Origin of the sequence: Bradyrhizobium sp. LTSP849 (assembly GCF_000938255.1) — a bacterium.
In the GTDB taxonomy this organism is placed as follows: Bacteria; Pseudomonadota; Alphaproteobacteria; order Rhizobiales; family Xanthobacteraceae; genus Bradyrhizobium.
In genome coordinates this window covers 197180-215376 of record NZ_JYMR01000008.1, presented here as the reverse complement: position 1 = coordinate 215376, position 18197 = coordinate 197180, and the positions used below count along the sequence as shown (strand labels likewise).

Below are 18197 nucleotides of genomic sequence, written 5' to 3'. Positions count from 1 at the left end.
GATGAGTGCGGTCAACAAGGACGGCAGTGGAGCAGGGCGACGCGGTGTTATGCGTGCCCTCTCGGCCGCCGCGCTTGCGTTCATCCTCGCCATCGGTGCCTTCGTCACCTGGGTCTACTCGCTTGGGCCTCTGCCGTTCGACGAGTCGCGCGCGGTCTCCACCACCATCGTCGATCGCAACGGCAAGCTGCTGCGTGCCTACGCCATGGCCGACGGCCGCTGGCGGCTGCCGGTCGATGCCAAAGCCAATGTCGATCCGACCTACCTGAAACTACTGCTCGCCTATGAGGACCAGCGCTTCTATGCCCATGACGGCATCGATCCGCGTGCGCTTGGCCGCGCCGCGTTGCAGCTCTCGACACGTGGCCACATCGTGTCCGGCGGCTCGACCATCACCATGCAGCTGGCGCGGCTGATGGAGCCGCGGCGGCAGCGCTCCCTCTACGCAAAGCTGCGGCAGATCGTGCGCGCCATCGAGATCGAACGCAGCCTAAGCAAGAGCGAGATCCTCGATCTCTATCTCGCGCTCGCGCCCTACGGCGGCAATCTCGAAGGCATCCGAGCCGCCTCCATTGCCTATCTCGGCAAGGAGCCGAAGCGGCTGTCGCTGGCGGAGGCCGCGCTGCTGGTGGCGCTGCCGCAATCGCCGGAGACACGCCGGCTCGATCGCTATCCCGATGCGGCGCGTAAAGCCCGCGACCGCGTGCTGGATCGCATGGTCGAGGAGCATGTGGTCAGCGTCGACGACGCGACGCAGGCCAAGGGCGTGCCCGTACCAAAGCTGCGCAAGCCGATGCCGATCCTGGCGCCGCATGCCACCGATACCGCGCTCGCGACCATCAAGGATACGCCGGTCATCAAGCTGACGCTCGATGCGAACTTGCAGAAGGTATTGGAGCCGCTGGCACGCGACCGCGCCATCATGCTCGGACCGAATATCTCAGTCGGCATCATCGTGGTCGACAACGAGAGCGGCGATGTACTCGCGCGCGTCGGCTCGGCGGATTATTTCGACGATAGCCGGGCAGGGCAGGTCGACATGACCCGCGCCATTCGCTCGCCGGGATCGACGCTGAAGCCGTTCATCTATGGGCTCGCCTTCGAGGATGGTTTTGTTCATCCCGACAGCCTGATCGACGACCGTCCGGTCCGCTTCGGCTCCTACGCGCCGGAAAATTTCGACATGACGTTCCAGGGCACGGTGCCGGTGAAGAAGGCGCTGCAGCTCTCGCTGAACGTTCCGGCGATCGTGTTGCTCGATCGCGTCGGCGCGAGCCGGCTGGCCTCGCGGCTGCGGCAGGCCGGCGGCAATCTCATTTTGCCAAAAGACGAGGCGCCGGGGCTCGCGATGGGCCTAGGCGGCGTCGGTGTGACGCTCCAGGACCTCGTTCAGCTCTATACGGGGTTCGCCCGGCTCGGCACGACCAAGCCGCTGCGCGAGGTTATGGCCGATAAGGACGACCGCGAGCCGCTCCGGCTGTTGGACCAGGTCGCGGCCTGGCAGGTCGGCAATGTACTGCTCGGCACCCCGCCGCCGGAAAACGCCGCCCACAATCGTATCGCCTTCAAGACCGGCACCTCCTACGGCTATCGCGATGCCTGGTCGGTCGGGTTCGACGGCCGCATGACTATCGGTGTCTGGGTCGGCCGGCCCGATGGCGCGCCGGTTCCTGGCCTGATCGGCCGCGTCGCGGCCGCGCCGATCCTGTTTGATACCTTCGCCCGGACCGGCAAGACGCTGACCCCGTTGCCGAAGCCGCCGAAGGGAACCCTGGTTGCCAGTAATGCCAAACTGCCGTTGCCGTTGAAGCGGTTCCGCCCGGTTGGGGAACTGGTCCGGACCGGGGGCGAGCAGGCGCTGCACATTCAGTTTCCGCTCAACGGTTCCCGGATCGACGTGGACCGCTCGGGCGGGCTGGAGGCTGCCGCCATGCCCGTCAAGGTCGCCGGCGGGGTCTTGCCGATGACTGTCATGGTCAACGGTACGGCGCTTGGCGAGATCGACGGCCGGCGCCAGCGCCTGATTGATCCGCCCGGTCCGGGCTTTGCAAGGCTGACCGTGATCGATGCCACGGGCGCCGCGGACACAGTTGTCATTCGAATTCAGTGACCCCGGCTTAAGCGGTTGTGGCGATGGCGGTTTCATCGTAAGCGGAACCAATGGCCGAGACCTATCCCAGCCCCCGTTTTGGCGCGCCGCGCGAGCCGAAATCGCCCGTGAATCCGGGCAGCCGGCTCGCGCTGATGCTCGACATCGCCACCGCCAGCCACGCCCGCGCGGTCGCCTTTCTGGTGCTGTGCGCGCTGCTGCTGTTTCTGCCGGGCTTCTTCACGATTCCGCCCGTTGACCGCGACGAGGCGCGCTTTGCGCAGGCCACCAAGCAGATGGTGGAGAGCGGCGACTATGTCGACATCCGCTTCCAGGAGGACGTCCGCTACAAGAAGCCGGTCGGCATCTACTGGCTGCAATCCGCCGCTGTTGAAATCGCCACGGCGCTGAAGCTGCCGAAAGCCGAATTGCGAATCTGGGTCTATCGGCTGCCGTCGCTGATCGGCGCGATCGGCGCGGTGCTCATGACCTATTGGACGGCACTCGGCTTCGTGACGCGGCGCGCCGCGGTGCTCGCCGCGCTGCTGGTGTGCGCCTCCGTCCTGCTCGGCGTCGAGGCGCGCCTCGCCAAGACCGATGCCATGCTGCTGTTCTGCGTCGTCGCCGCGATGGGCGCGATGTCGCGGGCCTATCTGTCCTGGCAGCGCGCCGAGGACGAGACCCATCCGCCCTGGAGCTGGCCCGCGATCTTCTGGACAGCGCTTGCCGTGGGCATTTTGATCAAGGGTCCGCTGATCCTGATGTTTGCAGGCCTGACCATCGTCGTGCTCGCGATCCAGGACCGCGATGCCTCCTGGCTGTGGCGGCTGCGCCCGGTCTGGGGCCTGATGTGGATGCTGGTGCTGGTGCTGCCCTGGTTCATCGCGATCTTCTGGCGCGCCGGCGACGCCTTCTTTGCGGACTCGGTCGGCGGCGACATGCTGAGCAAGATCGGCGCGCAGGAATCCCACGGAGCGCCCCCAGGCGTTTATCTGGCGCTGTTCTGGATCACTTTCTGGCCCGGCGCGCCACTCGCTGCGATGGCGGCGCCTGCGGTGTGGCGGGCGCGGCGCGAGCCCGGCGCGCAGTTTCTGCTGGCCTGGCTGATCCCGTCCTGGATCGTGTTCGAGGCGGTGCTGACCAAGCTGCCGCATTACGTGCTGCCGCTATACCCTGCGATCGCGATCCTCACCGTCGGCGCGCTGGAGCGGCGTGTGCTGTCGCGCTCCTGGCTGATGCGCGGCTCGGCCTGGTGGTTCGCGATCCCCGCGGCCGCCTCGATCATCGCAGTGGTCGGCGCGGTCATGCTGACGCGGCAGCCGGCCTTCGTGGCGTGGCCGTTCATTGCGGCCTCGCTGATCTTCGGTCTGTTCGCCTGGTGGCTCTACGACAACAACCGCGCCGAGCGCTCGGTGCTCAACGCGCTGGTCGCGGCCCTGATGCTGGCGGTCGTGGTCTACGGCATCGTGCTGCCGTCGCTGACGCCGCTATTTCCGAGCATCGAGGTCGCGCGCGCCCTGCGCAACGTCACCTGCGTCGGGCCGAAGGCGGCGTCGGCCGGCTATCACGAGCCGAGCCTCGTCTTCCTGACAGGCACGCAGACAGTGCTGACCGATGGTTCTGGCGCGGCTGATTTCCTCAGACAGGGGAGCTGCCGCTTCGCGCTGATCGAACAGCGCTCGGAGCGCAGCTTCGTGCAGCGCGCCGAGGCGACCGGGCTGCGCTACAAGGTCGGCGCGCGCATCGACGGCTATAATTTCTCGCAGGGACGCGCGATCTCGATCTCGATCTTCCGTTCCGAAGGCACCGAGTAGGATGCCGGCGTCCATCGATATCGCGCCGCGCGCGAGCTACCCCGCGCAATTGGTCGCGGTCTCAGGGCGCGCGCTGGCACAGCTCGTGCGCACGCCCTCGCATTCGCGCCGCGCCGCGGCTGCGCGAAAACTGGCGCGGCACGCACTGTGGCTCAGTGTGGCCGGCGCGGCCGCGGTCATCACGCTCATGCTCGCCTTTGATCTGACCGAGATCCAGTTGATGCCGGCGCGCGGCGCGCCGGGCCTCTGGCCGATCCGCATCCTCACTGATTTCGGCAAGGACGAGTATGTGCTCGTGGTGCTGGCTGCGGCGCTCGTCGTGGTCGCGCTTGTTGCGGCCGGCTTGCATGGCACTCGCCGTACACTGCTGCTCGGCCTCGGGACTCGGCTCCAATATTTGTTTCTGGCTGTTGCCGCGTCGGTGTTTATTGCCGAGATCCTGAAGTTCATCATCGGGCGCGGCAGGCCCTTTGTCGGCGGCAAGGCCAATCCGTTCAACTTCGTTCCGTTCCAGGGCACGGAGGCCTATTTCAGCCTGCCATCCGCGCATGCGGTCACGGCATTCGCGTTGGCATTTGCGGTCTCCGCGCTGTGGCCGCGGCTGCGCGTGTTCATGTTCACTTACGCAATCGTGATCCTGCTGACGCGGCTGGTGCTGCTCGCGCACCACCCGAGCGACGTCGTGGCCGGCGCCCTGGTCGGCATGGTCGGCGCCATGGCGGTGCGCTACTGGTTTGCGGCCCGCAGGCTCGGCTTTGCCATTCGCGCCGACGGCATCATTGTGCCGCTCCCGGGACCGGTCGGCGGGCACCTCAAAAGGGTTGCCCGCGGGGCATCCGCCCCATAAAAGCGGCTGCCTGCCGGGGCCGCCGGTTCCCCGAGCCAATGCCCCGAGCCAAGCCAATCCAACCACGAGCTTTCGATTTGTCGTCGTCCCAGCCTTCGGTTTCCATCGTCGTTCCCGTGCGCAACGAAGCCGACAACATTGCGCCCCTGATCGAGGAGATCACCGCCGCGCTCGACGGCCGCTGGGTCTACGAGATCATCTATGTCAACGACGGCTCGACGGATGCGACCGGCGACCGGCTCGCGGCGATCATGACGCAACGGGACAATCTGCGGCAGCTTCGCCACGCCAGATCAGGCGGCCAGTCGGCGGCGGTGCGCAGCGGCGTCCGCGCGGCGCGCGGCACGATCGTCGCGACGCTCGATGGTGACGGCCAGAACAATCCGGCCTTCCTGCCCGACCTGATCGCGGCGGTCGAGAAGGGCGCGAATGTCGGGCTTGCCGCGGGCCAGCGGGTCGGGCGCAAGGACACTGGTTTCAAGAAGTTCCAGTCGCGGGTCGCAAACGGCGTCCGCAATGGCATCCTGAAGGACGGCACGCGCGATACCGGCTGCGGGCTGAAGGCGTTCCGGCGCGAGGTGTTCCTTATGATGCCCTATTTCGACGGGCTGCATCGGTTTCTGCCGGCACTGGTCCGCCGCGAGGGGTTTGACATCGCCTATGTCGACGTGATCGACCGGCCGCGCCGTTCGGGCGTGTCCAACTACGGCTTCTTCGACCGGCTGTGGATCGGGATCATGGATCTCGCCGGCGTGTGGTGGCTGATCCGGCGCAAGAAGCCGACGCCAGATGTGACTGAGGTGAAGGCATGATCATTCAATACGGTCAGGCGCTGAGCAACTATTTCTACGACGTCTTCGTCGCCAAGTTCGATTTCTGGCTGGCGTTCGGCCTGGTTGCGCAGCTGTTCTTCACCGCGCGCTTCCTGGTGCAATGGATCGCGAGCGAGCGCGCCGGCAACAGCGTGGTGCCGATGGCGTTCTGGTTCTGCTCGATGGGTGGCGGCCTGATGACGCTGGTCTACGGCGTCGTCAAGCGCGAGCCTGTCATCATCCTCGGTCAGGCGCTGGCGACCATCATCTACATCCGCAACATCATGTTGATCATCAAGAACCGCGGCCGCGCTGCGAAGACTTGAATCGCTGAAGCGGCTTGATCAGCGCGGCAAGGCCGACGCTGCACCTGACGCGGGCAGGGCGGCCGCATCCGCCTCAGTCCTGCGATAGGGTTCACCCGCCGCATCCAGCACGGGATAGGCGACCGAGCAGATGTGCGAGTGGATGCGGCGCAAATCGCGCAGCACGTCCAGATGCAGCGACGTGGTCTCGATGGTCTCGGGCCGGCCTTCGCGCAGGCGGTCGAGATGGCGCTCGACGGCGGTGAGCTCGGTGTTCTTCAGCGCGGTCTTCTCCACCAGCAGCTTGCGCGCCTCGTTGGCATCGCCCGACATGAACACGCCGAAGGCGATCCGCAGCGACTCCATCGTGCGCTTGTGGAAGGCGGCGAGCTCCTCGGAACCCTCGGGCGAGAACTGGAAGCGCCGCTTGATCTTCTTGGTGGCGAGCTCGCTCAGATTCTTGTCGATGATGTCGCCGATATGCTCGAGATTGATGGCGAAGGAGATGATCTCCATCGCGCGCCGGCCCTCGCCCTCGTCGAGGCTGCCGCGGGTCAGCTTGGTCACGTAGAGCTTGATGGCCTCGTCGAGACTATCGACGACGTTGTCCATCTTCGAGACCTGGTCGACCAGCGTGCGGTCGCCGGTCATCATCGCTGCCATCACCTTGCGCAGCATGACCTCGACGAGATCACCCATCCGTAGTGTCTCGCGAGCGGCGTCGGCGAGTGCGAGTGAGGGCGTCTCCAGCGCAGTCTCGTCGAGATAGCGCGGACGGGCCGGATCGTCCTCCCGCACGCGATCGGGCAGGAGCCGGGTCAACAGCCGCGACATCGGGTCGAGCAGGCCGATGAAGATGACGGCCGTGCCGACATTGAAGGCGATGTGGAAGGCCGCCGTCATTTTCGCGAGATCGGGCTGCCAGTTATGCATGTGCCCGGCGATCGCGTTCAGGAACGGCAGGACGAGGACGATGCCGACCACGCGGTTGATAAGATTGCCGACCGGCAGGCGATAGCTCGCGGGATCGTCGCGCTTGGCGCCCTCGAACACGGGATTGATGGCGCTGCCGAGATTGGCGCCCAGCACCAGGGCCAACGCCGCATCAGACGTGATGAACTGCGAATAAGCCAGCGACATGATCAGCAGCACGCTGGCGAGGCTCGAATGCACCGCCCAGGTGACGACCGCCGCGATCATGATGCACAGAACCGGATCGCCGGTGATGGAAGCCATCACGACGCGGACGCCGGGCGCGTTCTCCGCCGGCGCCAGCGTGTCGAGTAGGATGTGCAGCGACAGCAACATTAGCCCGAGGCCGATCAGGATGCGGCCGATATCCTTGATGCGTGAGCGTGGACCGGAGCGGAAGGCGACGAGCCCGAGCACGAACAGTACCGGCGCGACGGCTGCGATATTGAACGACAGCGCCTGCACGATCAGCGTGGTGCCGACATTGGCCCCTAACATGATGGCGAGCGCGGCGACGAGGCTGAGCAAGCCCTCGGCGGCGAAGGAGCTGGTGAGCAGCGCGGTCGCGGTGCTGCTCTGGAGCAGCGCCGTCAGCCCGAGGCCGGCGGCAAAGGCGCTGAAGCGGTTGCCGAGCGCCTTGCCGAGCGCGCGTCGCAGGTCGGGGCCGAAGGCGCGCAGAATGCCGCTCTGGACCATATGGAGGCCCCACAGCAGCAGCGCCACGCCACCCATCAGATCAAGCAGAACCAACGTTCCCATGCTCCGTGTCCGGATTAGAGTCGAGGGGTCAGGCTAACGCCAAACGACTGGGGATCAATCCCTTTATTCGGAAGAAGTTTCCGCGTGCCCGTGCCGGAGGCATGCTTGCCGGTTATGAAGGCAGACCCGTCAGACGTAGGCCTTCTTCGAAGGCGGCAAGGTCCCCGGCGCGCCGCAAAGGCCATACGTTTGCGAAATTGGCGATCCGGACCTGCGGGTCGAGCTCGCGCAGGCGGGCGACGGCTTTGTCCCGGTCCTCGTTGCGTCCGGCTAGTGCGCCGCTGACTGCCGCCATGATCAACGCTGCGGCGTAGTTCGGGTTCTGCCGAAGCGCGCGCTGAGCCCAGTCCAGCGCCTCATCGTAACGCCCGGCAAAGAAGTGGGCCAGCACGACTCCGTTCTGGACGATGAAGATCAGGGGATCGAGCGGGCTCAGCCGTATCGCGCGCTGGAGATGCTCGATGGCAAGGTCGGGGTCGCCGAGAAACGCCCGGACGTACCCGCTGAAACGCCAGGCCGCCGCGAGATTGGGGTTGAGGTTCAGGGCCCGATCGATGAGCGCGGCGCCATCGTCGAGATTGGCGGCGACGAATGCCAGGGCGAAGCCCGCCTGGGCGAGCGCGATTGCGTCGTCGAGACCAAGCCTGGCGGCCTTTCGTGCTGCGACTTCAGCGGCGGCAGTTTCCTGTCTGGTATCAGCGACCCAGCCATTCGCTTTGCGCCACACATAGCAATACGCGCTCATGCCATGGGCGGTCGCGAAGTTGGGATCGATCTCCGTGGCACGCTGGAAGTTCTGGAGAGCTTCGACGTTGGCGTCTTTCGTCCCCTGATAGATGTTTGCCATGCCATGCAGGTAATAGTCGTAGGCTGCGAGCTTGTCGGTCGGCTTGTGCTTGGCGCGCTCGATCTCGGCCTGCTCGAGCTTCGGCGCGATCGCGCCGATCACGCTGGTCGTCACCTCGTCCTGGAGCTCGAACACGTCTTCAAGCGCGCCGTCGAACCGGTCTGCCCACAAATGCGCGCCGTTCGAGGCGTCGATGAGCTGTCCGGTAATGCGCACCTTGTTGCCGGCTTTGCGCACGCTGCCTTCCAGCACGTAGCGGACGCCGAGCTCGCGCCCGACCTGCTTGATGTCGACCGCCTTGCCCTTGTAGGTGAAGCTCGAATTGCGCGCGATAACGAACAGCCAGGTCATGCGCGACAGGGCCGTGATGATGTCTTCCACCACGCCGTCAGCGAAATATTCCTGCTCCGGATCGCCGCTCATGTTGGTGAAGGGCAGGACTGCAATCGAGGGTTTCTCAGGCAGCACCAGTGCGGCCGGTCGATCAGCCGGCCTCGTCGCGGACGTAGCTCCCGCTGCCGGGCGCGCTCGCCACGCCCGCATCGGTTCGGAGATGTTCTTGAGCGACTGCTGCCCCATGTCGTCATAGGCGATTTCGGTCTTGCCCCTGATCTGGCGATAGGCATCGTCCGAGATGCAAATGCCGCCGGGCTCGGCAATCCCCTCCAGGCGCGCCGCGATGTTGACGCCGTCGCCGAAGATATCGTCGCTGTCGATGATGATGTCGCCGACGTGAATGCCAATCCGGAACTGGATGTGCTTTTCGGCAGGCATGTCGACGAAGCCGCTGGCCATGGCGCGCTGGATTTCGACCGCGCAACGCACGGCATCGACCGCGCTGCCGAATTCCACCAGCATGCCGTCTCCGGTGGTCTTCACGATCCGTCCGCGATGCTCGCTGATCTTGGGGTCGACGAGCACCTGGCGGCAGCTCTTCAGGCGCGCGAGCGTGCCTTCCTCATCCTCGCCCATCAGGCGGCTGTAGCCGGCGACGTCGGCGGCAAGGATAGCTGCCAGACGGCGGTCGACCCGGGCGGTCATGCTTTCAAATCCATCGTCGGTCGGCAATCTGTACGGGCAAGACGCAATAGCCATCGGCTTATACGTCAAGCCCGGCGAGCCGTCGATAGCAGCCGGATCGTTACAGACGGATCCGGGTCAGGAATTCGATGCGGCCTTCAACGCCGCAAAGCCGCGATCGAGATCGGCCTTGAGATCGTCGACACTCTCGAGCCCGATATGCAGACGCAGTGTCGGACCACCCGGCGCCCACTTCGTGGCGGTGCGATAGTCGTCGCAATCGAAGGGAATCGCCAGGCTCTCGAAGCCACCCCAGGAGAAGCCCATGCCGAACAGCTTGAGTGTGTTGAGCATGGTGTCGACCGCCTTCTGCGGCGCCGGCTTCAGCACGATGCTGAACAGGCCCGAGGCGCCCGTGAAGTCGCGCTTCCAGATCGCGTGGCCCGGATCGGTCTCCAGCGCCGGATGCAGCACGCGCGCGACCTCGGGCCTGGCAGCGAGCCAGTGCGCCATGCCGAGCCCGGAACGATGATGCTGGGCGAGCCGCACCGAGAGCGTGCGCAGGCCGCGCAGCGCGAGGAAGACGTCGTCGGGGCCGGCGCAGACGCCGAGCAGGCGGATGCCTTCGGCAATCTGGGGCCAAGCCCTGGCGTTGGCCGAGATGGTGCCGAACATGATATCGGAATGGCCGCCGATATATTTGGTGGCAGCCATCATGCTGATGTCGACGCCCTGCTCGAGCGAGCGGTGATAGAGCGGCGTCGCCCAGGTGTTGTCGTCGATCACGAGCGCGTCGCGCGCATGCGCGACCTCGGCAATAGTGCGGATGTCGGGCATCTCGAACGATTGCGAGCCCGGCGCCTCGACCAGCACCGCGCGGGTGTTCGGCTTGAACAGCTTCTCGATGCCGGCGCCGATCAGCGGATCGAAATAGGTGGTCTCGATGCCAAGGCGGGCGAGCATGCCGTTGCAGAAATTGCGCGTCGGACGGTAGACGTTGTCACAGACCAGCAGATGGTCGCCGGCCTTCAGCACCGAAAGCAGGGTGGTCGAGATCGCCGACAGCCCCGACGGCACGATGCCGACGCCGGCGCATTGCGGCCCCTCCAGCGCCATCAGCGTGTCCTGGAACGCCCGCGTGGTGGGGCTGCCGTGGCGGCCATACGTGAACTCGCCGCGATGGGCATGCAGGTCCTCGGCGGTCGGGTAGAGCACGGTCGAGCCGTGGAACACCGGCGGATTGACGAACCCCTTCTGCGCCTTGGTGTCGCGGCCGGAGGTGACCAGCCGGGTCTCGGCGTGCTGTTCGGAGGGGTGCGAGGAATCCATGCGTCTGCTTTCAAAAGCGCGTTTCCCCCGGGCGCCAATTGCGCCGGCGGGCCGGCCGGAGGCCGCAGATGTTAATAACAGAACACAGAAGAGTCCCGTCAACCCCTTGACCCGGCTCGCCAGTCGTTCTGTGATGCGCAGGTGCTATTCAGTCGCCGCATGTTGAGGGGCCTGCCGCGACCTTCGATCCATCGTCTGACCGGACCTTGCGCCACGGCCATCACGGCGGGCGCCCGCGGCGGGGATTAAGGTATGGCCTCAAGGGATGGGCGGGTGTTCGGCAAGGTTTCCCAGCATGACTCTTGCAAGGCAAGCCTTAGTAGGATTTGCCCTGGCAGAGACGATCCTGAGACAACATTCCTGACCTTGAGACGACTTTGAAAGGCCTTCAACTCATGAAACGCGTAACCCTGGCTCTCACTCTCGCTCTCGCCGCCGGCCTCTCTGCCCAAGCCGCCGACGCGCAAACGCTCAAGACCGTCAAGGACCGGGGCGTCCTGGCCTGCGGCGTCAGCCAGGGCCTGCCTGGCTTCTCCTCGCCCGACGACAAGGGCAACTGGACCGGGCTCGACGTCGATGTCTGCCGCGCCATTGCTGCCGCGATCTTCAACGACCCGACCAAGGTCAAATTCGTGCCGACCTCCGCCAAGGACCGCTTCACGGCGCTGCAGTCCGGCGAGATCGATCTGCTCTCGCGCAACACCACCTGGACCCTCTCGCGCGACACCTCGCTCGGCGCCAACTTCACCGGCGTAACCTATTATGACGGGCAGGGCTTCCTGGTGAAGAAGTCGCTCAAGGTCAATTCGGCGCTGGAGCTGAACAGCGCCTCGGTCTGTGTGCAGACTGGAACCACCACCGAGCAGAATCTCGCCGACTACTTCAAGGCCAACAACATGAAGTACGAGGTGATCGCGTTCGGCACCAACGACGAAACCGTCAAGGCCTATGAAGCCGGGCGTTGCGACGTCTTCACCACGGACCAGTCGGGCCTCTACGCCAACCGCCTGAAGCTTGCCAATCCCAACGATCACATGGTTCTCCCGGAGATTATCTCGAAGGAGCCGCTCGGACCGATGGTGCGCCACGGCGATGACCAGTGGTTCGACATCGTGAAGTGGACGCTGTTTGCGATGATCACCGCCGAAGAGCTCGGCGTGACCTCGAAGAATGTCGACGAGAAGGCCAAACTGGAAAACCCGGAGCTCAAGCGCGTTCTCGGCAGCGATGGCAATTTCGGTGAACAGCTCGGCCTGACCAAGGACTGGGTGATCCGGATCGTGAAGGCCGTCGGCAATTACAATGAGGTGTTCGATCGCAACGTCGGTGCGGGCTCGCCGCTCGGCATCAATCGCGGTCTCAACAATCTCTGGAATAAGGGTGGTCTTCAGTACGCGCCGCCGATCCGCTGATCCCGCTTGATCTGCAGGCCAGCGGCAAATGAGTACAGAGGCCCGTAAACCGCCGCTCCAGATCGCGCTGAAGATCAGGCGGCTCTTGGGTGGCAAGGCAGGCTGGAACGGCGTCGCCGTCCAGTTTGCCTTCGCGGCGGTCCTGGGCTGGATCGCCTACGAGATCATCTCCAACGCCCGCGCCAACCTCGAAAACCAGCACATTGCCGCCGGCTTCGGTTTCCTCAGGAACAATGCAGGGTTTGACGTCAATCAGACCCTGATCTCCTACACCGGCTCGGACACGTTCTTCCGTGTATTTGTGGTCGGGATTCTGAACACGCTCGTGGTCTCGGTGGTGGGCATTGTCTTCGCCACCGTGATCGGTTTCATCATCGCGCTGTGCCGGCTGTCTCCGAACTGGCTGCTGTCGCGCATCGGCGAGATCTACGTCGAGCTCATCCGCAACCTGCCGCTGTTGTTCCAGATCCTGTTCTGGTATCTGGCGGTGCTCGCGGCCCTGCCCAATCCGCGGCAGAGCATTTCGCTCTTCGGTGTGGCCTTTATCAACAACCGCGGCCTGATCGTCCCGTCGCCGGTGGGCGAGTCTGGCCTCGGTCCGTTTCTGGCGATGCTGGCCCTCGGCATTGTGGCCTCACTGGCGTTGCGCTTCTATGCGCGGCGGGCGCTGTTTCAGCGGGGACAGGTGATCCGCATCTGGCCCTATGTGCTGACGTTCATCGTCGGTTTGCCGCTGGTCACGATGCTTGTGTTCGGTGTGCCCTTCATCTTCGAATTTCCGCAGCTCAAGGGCTTCAATTTCGCCGGCGGTTCGCGGGTCATTCCGGAGTTCGTGGCGCTGACGCTGGCGCTATCGACCTATACTGCCGCCTTCATCGCCGAGATCGTGCGCGCCGGCATCCTGTCCGTCCACAGCGGACAGATGGAGGCGGGATCGTCGCTGGGCCTGAGCCGCGGCACCACGCTGCGGCTGATCGTCGTGCCGCAGGCGATGCGCGTGATCGTACCGCCGCTAACCAACCAATACCTGAACCTCACCAAGAACTCCTCGCTGGCGGTCGCGATCGGCTATCCTGACCTGGTGTCGGTCTTCGCCGGCACGTCGCTGAGCCAGACCGGGCAGGCGATCGAGATCATCGCCATGACGATGGGCGTCTACCTCCTGATCTCGCTCATCACCAGCGGCGTCATGAGCATCTACGGGTGGCGCATCAGCCGGAGCCTCGGCGCATGACCGACATCACCGCGTCATCCTTCGTCCGTGCGGACATCGTCGCCGAACGTCCCGCACCGGTGAAGACCACAGGCTTCATCGGTCTGCTGCGCACCCGGCTGTTCAATTCGCCGACCAACATCCTGCTGACGATCCTGGGCGCCTTGCTGCTCTGGTTCACCATCATTCCGTCCGTCAGGTTCCTGATCGTTGATGCGGTCTGGACCGGGACGGACCGCACCGCCTGCCTCGCTGAGAACGCCGGGTTTACGGTCGGCGCCTGCTGGCCCTACATCCAGGCCAAGCTGCCGCAACTGATTTATGGCTTCTATCCGGAGGCCGAGCGCTGGCGGGTCAATCTCGCGCTCATCCTGGCGGTGGTTCTGCTGCTGCCGCTGCTGATTCCGCGCCTGCCGGCGAAGGGGCTCAACGCCGGCCTGTTCTTCTTCGCCTTCCCGGTGGTGGCGTTCTTCCTGTTACATGGCGGCGGCATCAAAGGCTTCGGCCTGAGCTGGACGGCCAGCGCACTGGAATTGTTCGACGACAGCATCAGCAGCGCCGGGCAGGTCCTGCTCAGTCTCAGCAAGACGTCAGCCATCGCGCCGCTGCTCTGGGTCGTCGGCAACCTCGTTGTTCTGGTCGGCACCGCGATCCATTGGCTGATCTTCCCGCTGACCTGGCTGCGCGATCATATCCAGGGGACGGGCCAGTCGATCTGGGTCGATTTCGCCATCACCACCGCCTTTGTCTCGCTGATCGTCTTCTTTCTCGGAGGCGGCGTCCGCGGCGGCGGGCGCGCTCTCGCATCGAGCATCGCCACTTTCATCGCGATCGCAATCGTCATCAAGCTGATGGACCTGGATCACGGCGGCCTGCCGATCGTCGCCACGAATCTGTGGGGCGGCCTCTTGGTAACGCTGGTGGTCTCCGTCACCGGCATCGTCACCTCGCTGCCGATCGGGATTGCGCTGGCGCTTGGCCGTCGCGCTTCTATCCCGTTGATCCGGATCTTCTCGATCGCCTTCATCGAGTTCTGGCGCGGCGTGCCGCTGATCACCGTGCTGTTCTTCGCCACCTACATGCTGCCGCTGTTCCTGCCGGGCAATTTTTCCGTCGATGGTCTCGTGCGCGCGCTGGTCGGCATTGCGCTGTTCACCGGCGCCTACCAGGCCGAGAACGTCCGTGGCGGGCTCGCTGCGATCCCGCGTGGGCAGGGCGAGGCGGCGGCGGCCCTGGGGCTGTCCTGGTGGAAGACGACGTCGCTGATTGTGCTGCCGCAGGCACTGCGCCACGTCATACCGAACCTCGTCAACAGCTTCATCTCGCTGTTCAAGGACACCTCACTTGTGTCGATCGTGGCGCTGTTCGACCTGTTGGGCTCGCTGCGGGCGTCATTCTCCGACCCGAAATGGTCGACGCCGTCGACGGCGTTCACCGGCTTCGCCTTCGCCGGCATCATCTACTTCCTGTTCTGCTTTGGAATGTCGCGCTACTCGCTCTTCGTCGAGCGCCGTCTCAACGCCCACCGCCGCAACTGATCGAGCTCGCCATGTCAGCCAAACCGATCGTCAACATTTCCGGCCTTAACAAATGGTACGGCGAGTTTCACGTGCTGCGCGACATCGACCTGGAGGTCGAGAAGGGCGAGCGCATCGTGATCTGCGGCCCTTCGGGCTCGGGCAAATCGACCCTGATCCGCTGCATCAACGCGCTGGAGGAATTCCAGGAGGGCGAGATCGTCGTCGACGGCATCGAGCTCGGGCCGAACCTCAAGCATGTTGACGCGGTCCGTCGCGAGGTCGGCATGGTGTTCCAGAGCTTTAATCTGTTTCCGCATCTGACGGTGCTGGACAATTGCACGCTGGCGCCGATCTGGGTCCGCAACATCCCCAAGAAGGACGCCGAAGCGACCGCGATGAAATTTCTGGAGCGGGTCAAGATCCCGCACCAGGCCAACAAGTTTCCGGGCCAGATGTCCGGCGGCCAACAGCAGCGCGTCGCGATCGCCCGCGCCCTGACCATGAACCCGAAGGTGATGCTGTTCGATGAGCCGACCTCGGCGCTCGACCCGGAGATGGTCAAGGAGGTCCTCGACACCATGGTCGACCTCGCCAAGGAGGGCATGACCATGCTGGTCGTGACCCACGAGATGGGCTTTGCGAAGGAGGTCGCGAACCGCGTGGTGTTCATGGACGCCGGCCAGATCATCGAAGCCAACACGCCGAACGAATTCTTCGCCAATCCCCAGCACGCGCGCTCGAAGCTGTTCCTGAGCCAGATCCTCCGCTGATTTCGCAGATTTCGTAGGGTGGGCAAAGGCGCCCTTGCGCCGTGCCCACCATCGATCGGCGATCTCGCGGCGACATGGTGGGCAAGCTACGCTTTGCCCACCCTACAAGGCTGCGCCTGATTCCCGCGGCATCCCGGAGGCGCGCCGATCGGCCGGCTAGGCTTGCGAATCAGTTAGACTCTTCGCGGGCCATCCTTCGGAGAGCGACCTTGCAGAGCAGCGCTGGCGCGCGCGCGTTCCAGAACGCGCGATTGCAGAAGAAGTTCAAGAAGCAGGCGGACGCCATCCTCTCCGCCGCGGTCGCAGCCCATGATCAGGGCCGATATGCGGAGACGGAGGTGCTCTGCCGTCAGATACTGAAAGAGCTTCCGGATCATTTCGGCGCTTTGCATCTGCTTGGGCTGAGCGCGTTTGGGAGTCGGCACTTGGAGGAAGCAAGACAGGCTCTCAAGCATGCCGTGACCGTCGACCCGCGCTCGGCACACGCCCTTTCCGATTTGGGAGCGACGCATTTCGCACTTGGGCAATACGAGGAAGCGCGCACGTACCTGGAGCGCGCCATCGCATTGAAGCCGAGTTTCCCGGTGGCCTTGGCCAATCTCGGCAATGCCTTGCTGCACCTCGACCGCGTCGAGCAGGCCATCGAACTGTACGATCGCGCCATTCGGCTGAAGCCCGACTATGTCGATGCGCTGTGCAATCGTGGCTTGGCGGAGCTGGCAGTGCAGCAATTTGACCGCGCCAGACAAAGTTTCGAGCGCACTTTATTGTTTCAGCCGCGACACGTGGAGGCGCTCGTCGGCAAAGGTTTAGTCAACATCGAGCTCAAGAACTACGACGAGGCGAGAGGCGCGCTCGAAGCGGCGCTCGCGATCAGGCCGGGTTCGGCGAAGATCCTGGCGAACCGCGGACGGCTCAATCTTGAGCTTTCGCGGTCAGAACAGGCGGCGGCGGATTTTGACGCGGCGCTTGCGCTTTCGCCCAAGCTCGAAGTGGCCTTGCAGGGGAAGGCACAAGTCTCGCTCAACATGGGGAATACGGCGCAGGCAATCCTGGCCTGCACCACCTTGCTCGAGGAAAATCCGCGCTCCGCGATGGCGATGGCGCTGCTGAGCGCCTGTTTTGCAAACCAGGGCGAGATCGCATCGGCGATCGAACTTCTCGACGCTGCGCTGGCCATTGCGCCGGATGCGGGCTTGATCGGGCGAAAGATCTTCTTTCTGGATTTTCTCTCCGACGCCGATTTCGCGGTCCAGCAGGCAGCGCGAAAACATTGGTGGGATGCGATCGGCACCAAGTTGCCGCAGAGGAAGCTTTCACCCAGGCAGCTTGATCCGGATCGGCGGATCGTGATCGGTTATGTGTCTGCCGAGTTCTGGTACCACTCGGCGGCGTTCGCGCTGTTGCCGGTGCTGCGCCATCATGATCGCGCCAAATTCGAAATCGTCTGCTATTCGTGCTCGCCGACACAGGATGAGGTGACCGCCAGATTCAAGCAGTTGGCGGACATCTGGGTCGACGCCTGGCGGCTTTCGGATGACGAACTGGCCGATCGTATTGAGGCCGACAAGGTCGATATCCTGATCGACGTGTCCGGGCATACCACCGGCAACAGGCTCTCTGTCTTCGCACGCAAGCCGGTCCCCATCCAGGTCTCAGGATTCGGACATGCGTCCGGTACGGGCCTTCAGACCATGGACTACGTGCTTGCGGATCCAATCTTCATTCCGGAATCGGCGCGCCATTTGCTCGCCGAAAAAGTCTATGATCTGCCGTGCCTGAACACGCTCGATCCGATCCTGGATGTGCCGCCTTCGGAGCTTCCGATGCTCCGCAACGGTTACGTGACCTTCGGCGTGTTCAACCGCATCAACAAGATCTCGGACGAGGCCATCCGCGTGTGGTCGAAAGTGATGCGCGAGGTGACGGGATCGAGGATCATCATCAAGCATACCCTGCTTGACGATCCCCTGGTGCGCGAGCGCCTCCTCGCGCGATTTGTGGCGCACGGTATTCCCGAAGCGAATATCACCTGCCTGGGCTTGACCCCGCGTCACGAGCATCTGCGGGCCTTTGCGCAGGTCGACATTTCGCTCGATCCATTCCCGCAAAATGGCGGCATCAGCACCTGGGAATCCCTCTATGCCGGCGTTCCCGTCGTTGCCAAGCTCGGCAACGCGTCGTCGTCGCGCGCCGGTGGCTCGATCGTGGCGGCCGTCGGCCTCAATGATTGGGTCGCAGAGGACGACCAAGGCTATGCCGCGATCGCTTGCAAGTATGCAGCGCAGCCGGATTATCTGGCGAAGTTGCGGGCGGATTTGCCGGCTCAAATCGCAAGTTCACCCGCCGGCAATGTCGAGATCTACGCGGGCAGGGTCGAGGCGGGCTATCGCCAGTTCTGGCGCGACTATTGTGCCTCGGCTTCGAAGGACGGCGAGGGCGCCGAAGCTTAAAATTTTACGCAATTTCGTCGCGGGCTAAAAACCAT

Annotated in this window: 13 protein-coding genes; 10 read left to right on the top strand and 3 right to left on the bottom strand. The window is 64.3% G+C overall.

The annotated features are described in order from the left end of the window. The first annotated feature begins 1 nt into the window (after window position 1). The 5 genes from pbpC to UB31_RS07425 are packed head-to-tail and all read left to right on the top strand — an operon-like array spanning window position 2 to window position 5888. A complete protein-coding gene (gene pbpC, locus UB31_RS07445) occupies window positions 2-2110 on the top strand; it encodes a penicillin-binding protein 1C (protein ID WP_045010393.1) in 2109 nt (702 codons plus the stop codon). 50 nt (window positions 2111-2160) lie between these two features. Next, the gene (locus tag UB31_RS07440) at window positions 2161-3903 is read left to right on the top strand and encodes an ArnT family glycosyltransferase (protein ID WP_045010392.1); all 1743 of its coding nucleotides are present in this window, start codon (window positions 2161-2163) and stop codon (window positions 3901-3903) included. A 1-nt stretch (window position 3904) separates the two neighbouring features. Then, window positions 3905-4750: a phosphatase PAP2 family protein gene (locus UB31_RS07435; protein ID WP_045010391.1), complete on the top strand. Its 846-nt coding sequence runs from the start codon at window positions 3905-3907 to the stop codon at window positions 4748-4750. A gap of 38 nt (window positions 4751-4788) precedes the next feature. Beyond that, window positions 4789-5562 (top strand): glycosyltransferase family 2 protein, encoded by a 774-nt coding sequence (locus tag UB31_RS07430; RefSeq protein ID WP_045010390.1) that lies wholly within the window; start codon window positions 4789-4791, stop codon window positions 5560-5562. Continuing rightward, window positions 5559-5888 (top strand): lipid-A-disaccharide synthase N-terminal domain-containing protein, encoded by a 330-nt coding sequence (locus UB31_RS07425; RefSeq protein WP_045007252.1) that lies wholly within the window; start codon window positions 5559-5561, stop codon window positions 5886-5888. Before UB31_RS07430 ends, UB31_RS07425 begins: the two co-directional genes overlap by 4 nt. Before the next feature lie 18 nt (window positions 5889-5906). Here UB31_RS07425 and UB31_RS07420 read toward each other — a convergent pair whose 3' ends face one another. The 3 genes from UB31_RS07420 to metC all read right to left on the bottom strand — a co-directional run bounded on the left by UB31_RS07420 (window position 5907) and on the right by metC (window position 10794). Next, window positions 5907-7598 carry a Na/Pi cotransporter family protein gene (locus UB31_RS07420; protein ID WP_045010389.1) on the bottom strand — a complete coding sequence of 564 codons (1692 nt, stop codon included), beginning with the start codon at window positions 7596-7598 and terminating at the stop codon, window positions 5907-5909. A gap of 112 nt (window positions 7599-7710) precedes the next feature. Next, entirely contained in the window at window positions 7711-9486 is a 1776-nt protein-coding gene (locus UB31_RS07415; protein WP_045010388.1) for an adenylate/guanylate cyclase domain-containing protein, read from the bottom strand. 117 nt (window positions 9487-9603) lie between these two features. After that, complete coding sequence (metC, locus tag UB31_RS07410; RefSeq protein WP_045010387.1) at window positions 9604-10794, bottom strand: cystathionine beta-lyase; 1191 nt, start codon at window positions 10792-10794, stop codon at window positions 9604-9606. A gap of 395 nt (window positions 10795-11189) precedes the next feature. On the opposite strand from metC, the gene UB31_RS07405 reads away from it, so the two are divergent. The 5 genes from UB31_RS07405 to UB31_RS07385 all read left to right on the top strand — a co-directional run bounded on the left by UB31_RS07405 (window position 11190) and on the right by UB31_RS07385 (window position 18162). Further along, entirely contained in the window at window positions 11190-12206 is a 1017-nt protein-coding gene (locus tag UB31_RS07405; protein WP_045007256.1) for an amino acid ABC transporter substrate-binding protein, read from the top strand. Between the two features lie 28 nt (window positions 12207-12234). Next, entirely contained in the window at window positions 12235-13440 is a 1206-nt protein-coding gene (locus UB31_RS07400; RefSeq protein ID WP_045010386.1) for an amino acid ABC transporter permease, read from the top strand. After that, window positions 13437-14957: an amino acid ABC transporter permease gene (locus UB31_RS07395; RefSeq protein WP_045007258.1), complete on the top strand. Its 1521-nt coding sequence runs from the start codon at window positions 13437-13439 to the stop codon at window positions 14955-14957. The genes UB31_RS07400 and UB31_RS07395 overlap by 4 nt, the downstream gene beginning before the upstream one ends. Before the next feature lie 11 nt (window positions 14958-14968). After that, on the top strand, window positions 14969-15709 hold the full coding sequence (locus UB31_RS07390; protein ID WP_045007259.1) for an amino acid ABC transporter ATP-binding protein: 741 nt from the start codon (window positions 14969-14971) through the stop codon (window positions 15707-15709). A 209-nt stretch (window positions 15710-15918) separates the two neighbouring features. After that, the gene (locus UB31_RS07385; RefSeq protein ID WP_045010385.1) at window positions 15919-18162 is read left to right on the top strand and encodes an O-linked N-acetylglucosamine transferase family protein; all 2244 of its coding nucleotides are present in this window, start codon (window positions 15919-15921) and stop codon (window positions 18160-18162) included. Window positions 18163-18197: the final 35 nt, after the last annotated feature.

Coding starts and splice junctions, on each gene's coding strand:
- pbpC (WP_045010393.1), top strand. CDS start 2: ATGAGTGCGGTCAACAAGGACGGCAGTGGAGCAGGGCGACGCGGTGTT.
- UB31_RS07440 (WP_045010392.1), top strand. CDS start 2,161: ATGGCCGAGACCTATCCCAGCCCCCGTTTTGGCGCGCCGCGCGAGCCG.
- UB31_RS07435 (WP_045010391.1), top strand. CDS start 3,905: ATGCCGGCGTCCATCGATATCGCGCCGCGCGCGAGCTACCCCGCGCAA.
- UB31_RS07430 (WP_045010390.1), top strand. CDS start 4,789: ATGCCCCGAGCCAAGCCAATCCAACCACGAGCTTTCGATTTGTCGTCG.
- UB31_RS07425 (WP_045007252.1), top strand. CDS start 5,559: ATGATCATTCAATACGGTCAGGCGCTGAGCAACTATTTCTACGACGTC.
- UB31_RS07420 (WP_045010389.1), bottom strand. CDS start 7,598: ATGGGAACGTTGGTTCTGCTTGATCTGATGGGTGGCGTGGCGCTGCTG.
- UB31_RS07415 (WP_045010388.1), bottom strand. CDS start 9,486: ATGACCGCCCGGGTCGACCGCCGTCTGGCAGCTATCCTTGCCGCCGAC.
- metC (WP_045010387.1), bottom strand. CDS start 10,794: ATGGATTCCTCGCACCCCTCCGAACAGCACGCCGAGACCCGGCTGGTC.
- UB31_RS07405 (WP_045007256.1), top strand. CDS start 11,190: ATGAAACGCGTAACCCTGGCTCTCACTCTCGCTCTCGCCGCCGGCCTC.
- UB31_RS07400 (WP_045010386.1), top strand. CDS start 12,235: ATGAGTACAGAGGCCCGTAAACCGCCGCTCCAGATCGCGCTGAAGATC.
- UB31_RS07395 (WP_045007258.1), top strand. CDS start 13,437: ATGACCGACATCACCGCGTCATCCTTCGTCCGTGCGGACATCGTCGCC.
- UB31_RS07390 (WP_045007259.1), top strand. CDS start 14,969: ATGTCAGCCAAACCGATCGTCAACATTTCCGGCCTTAACAAATGGTAC.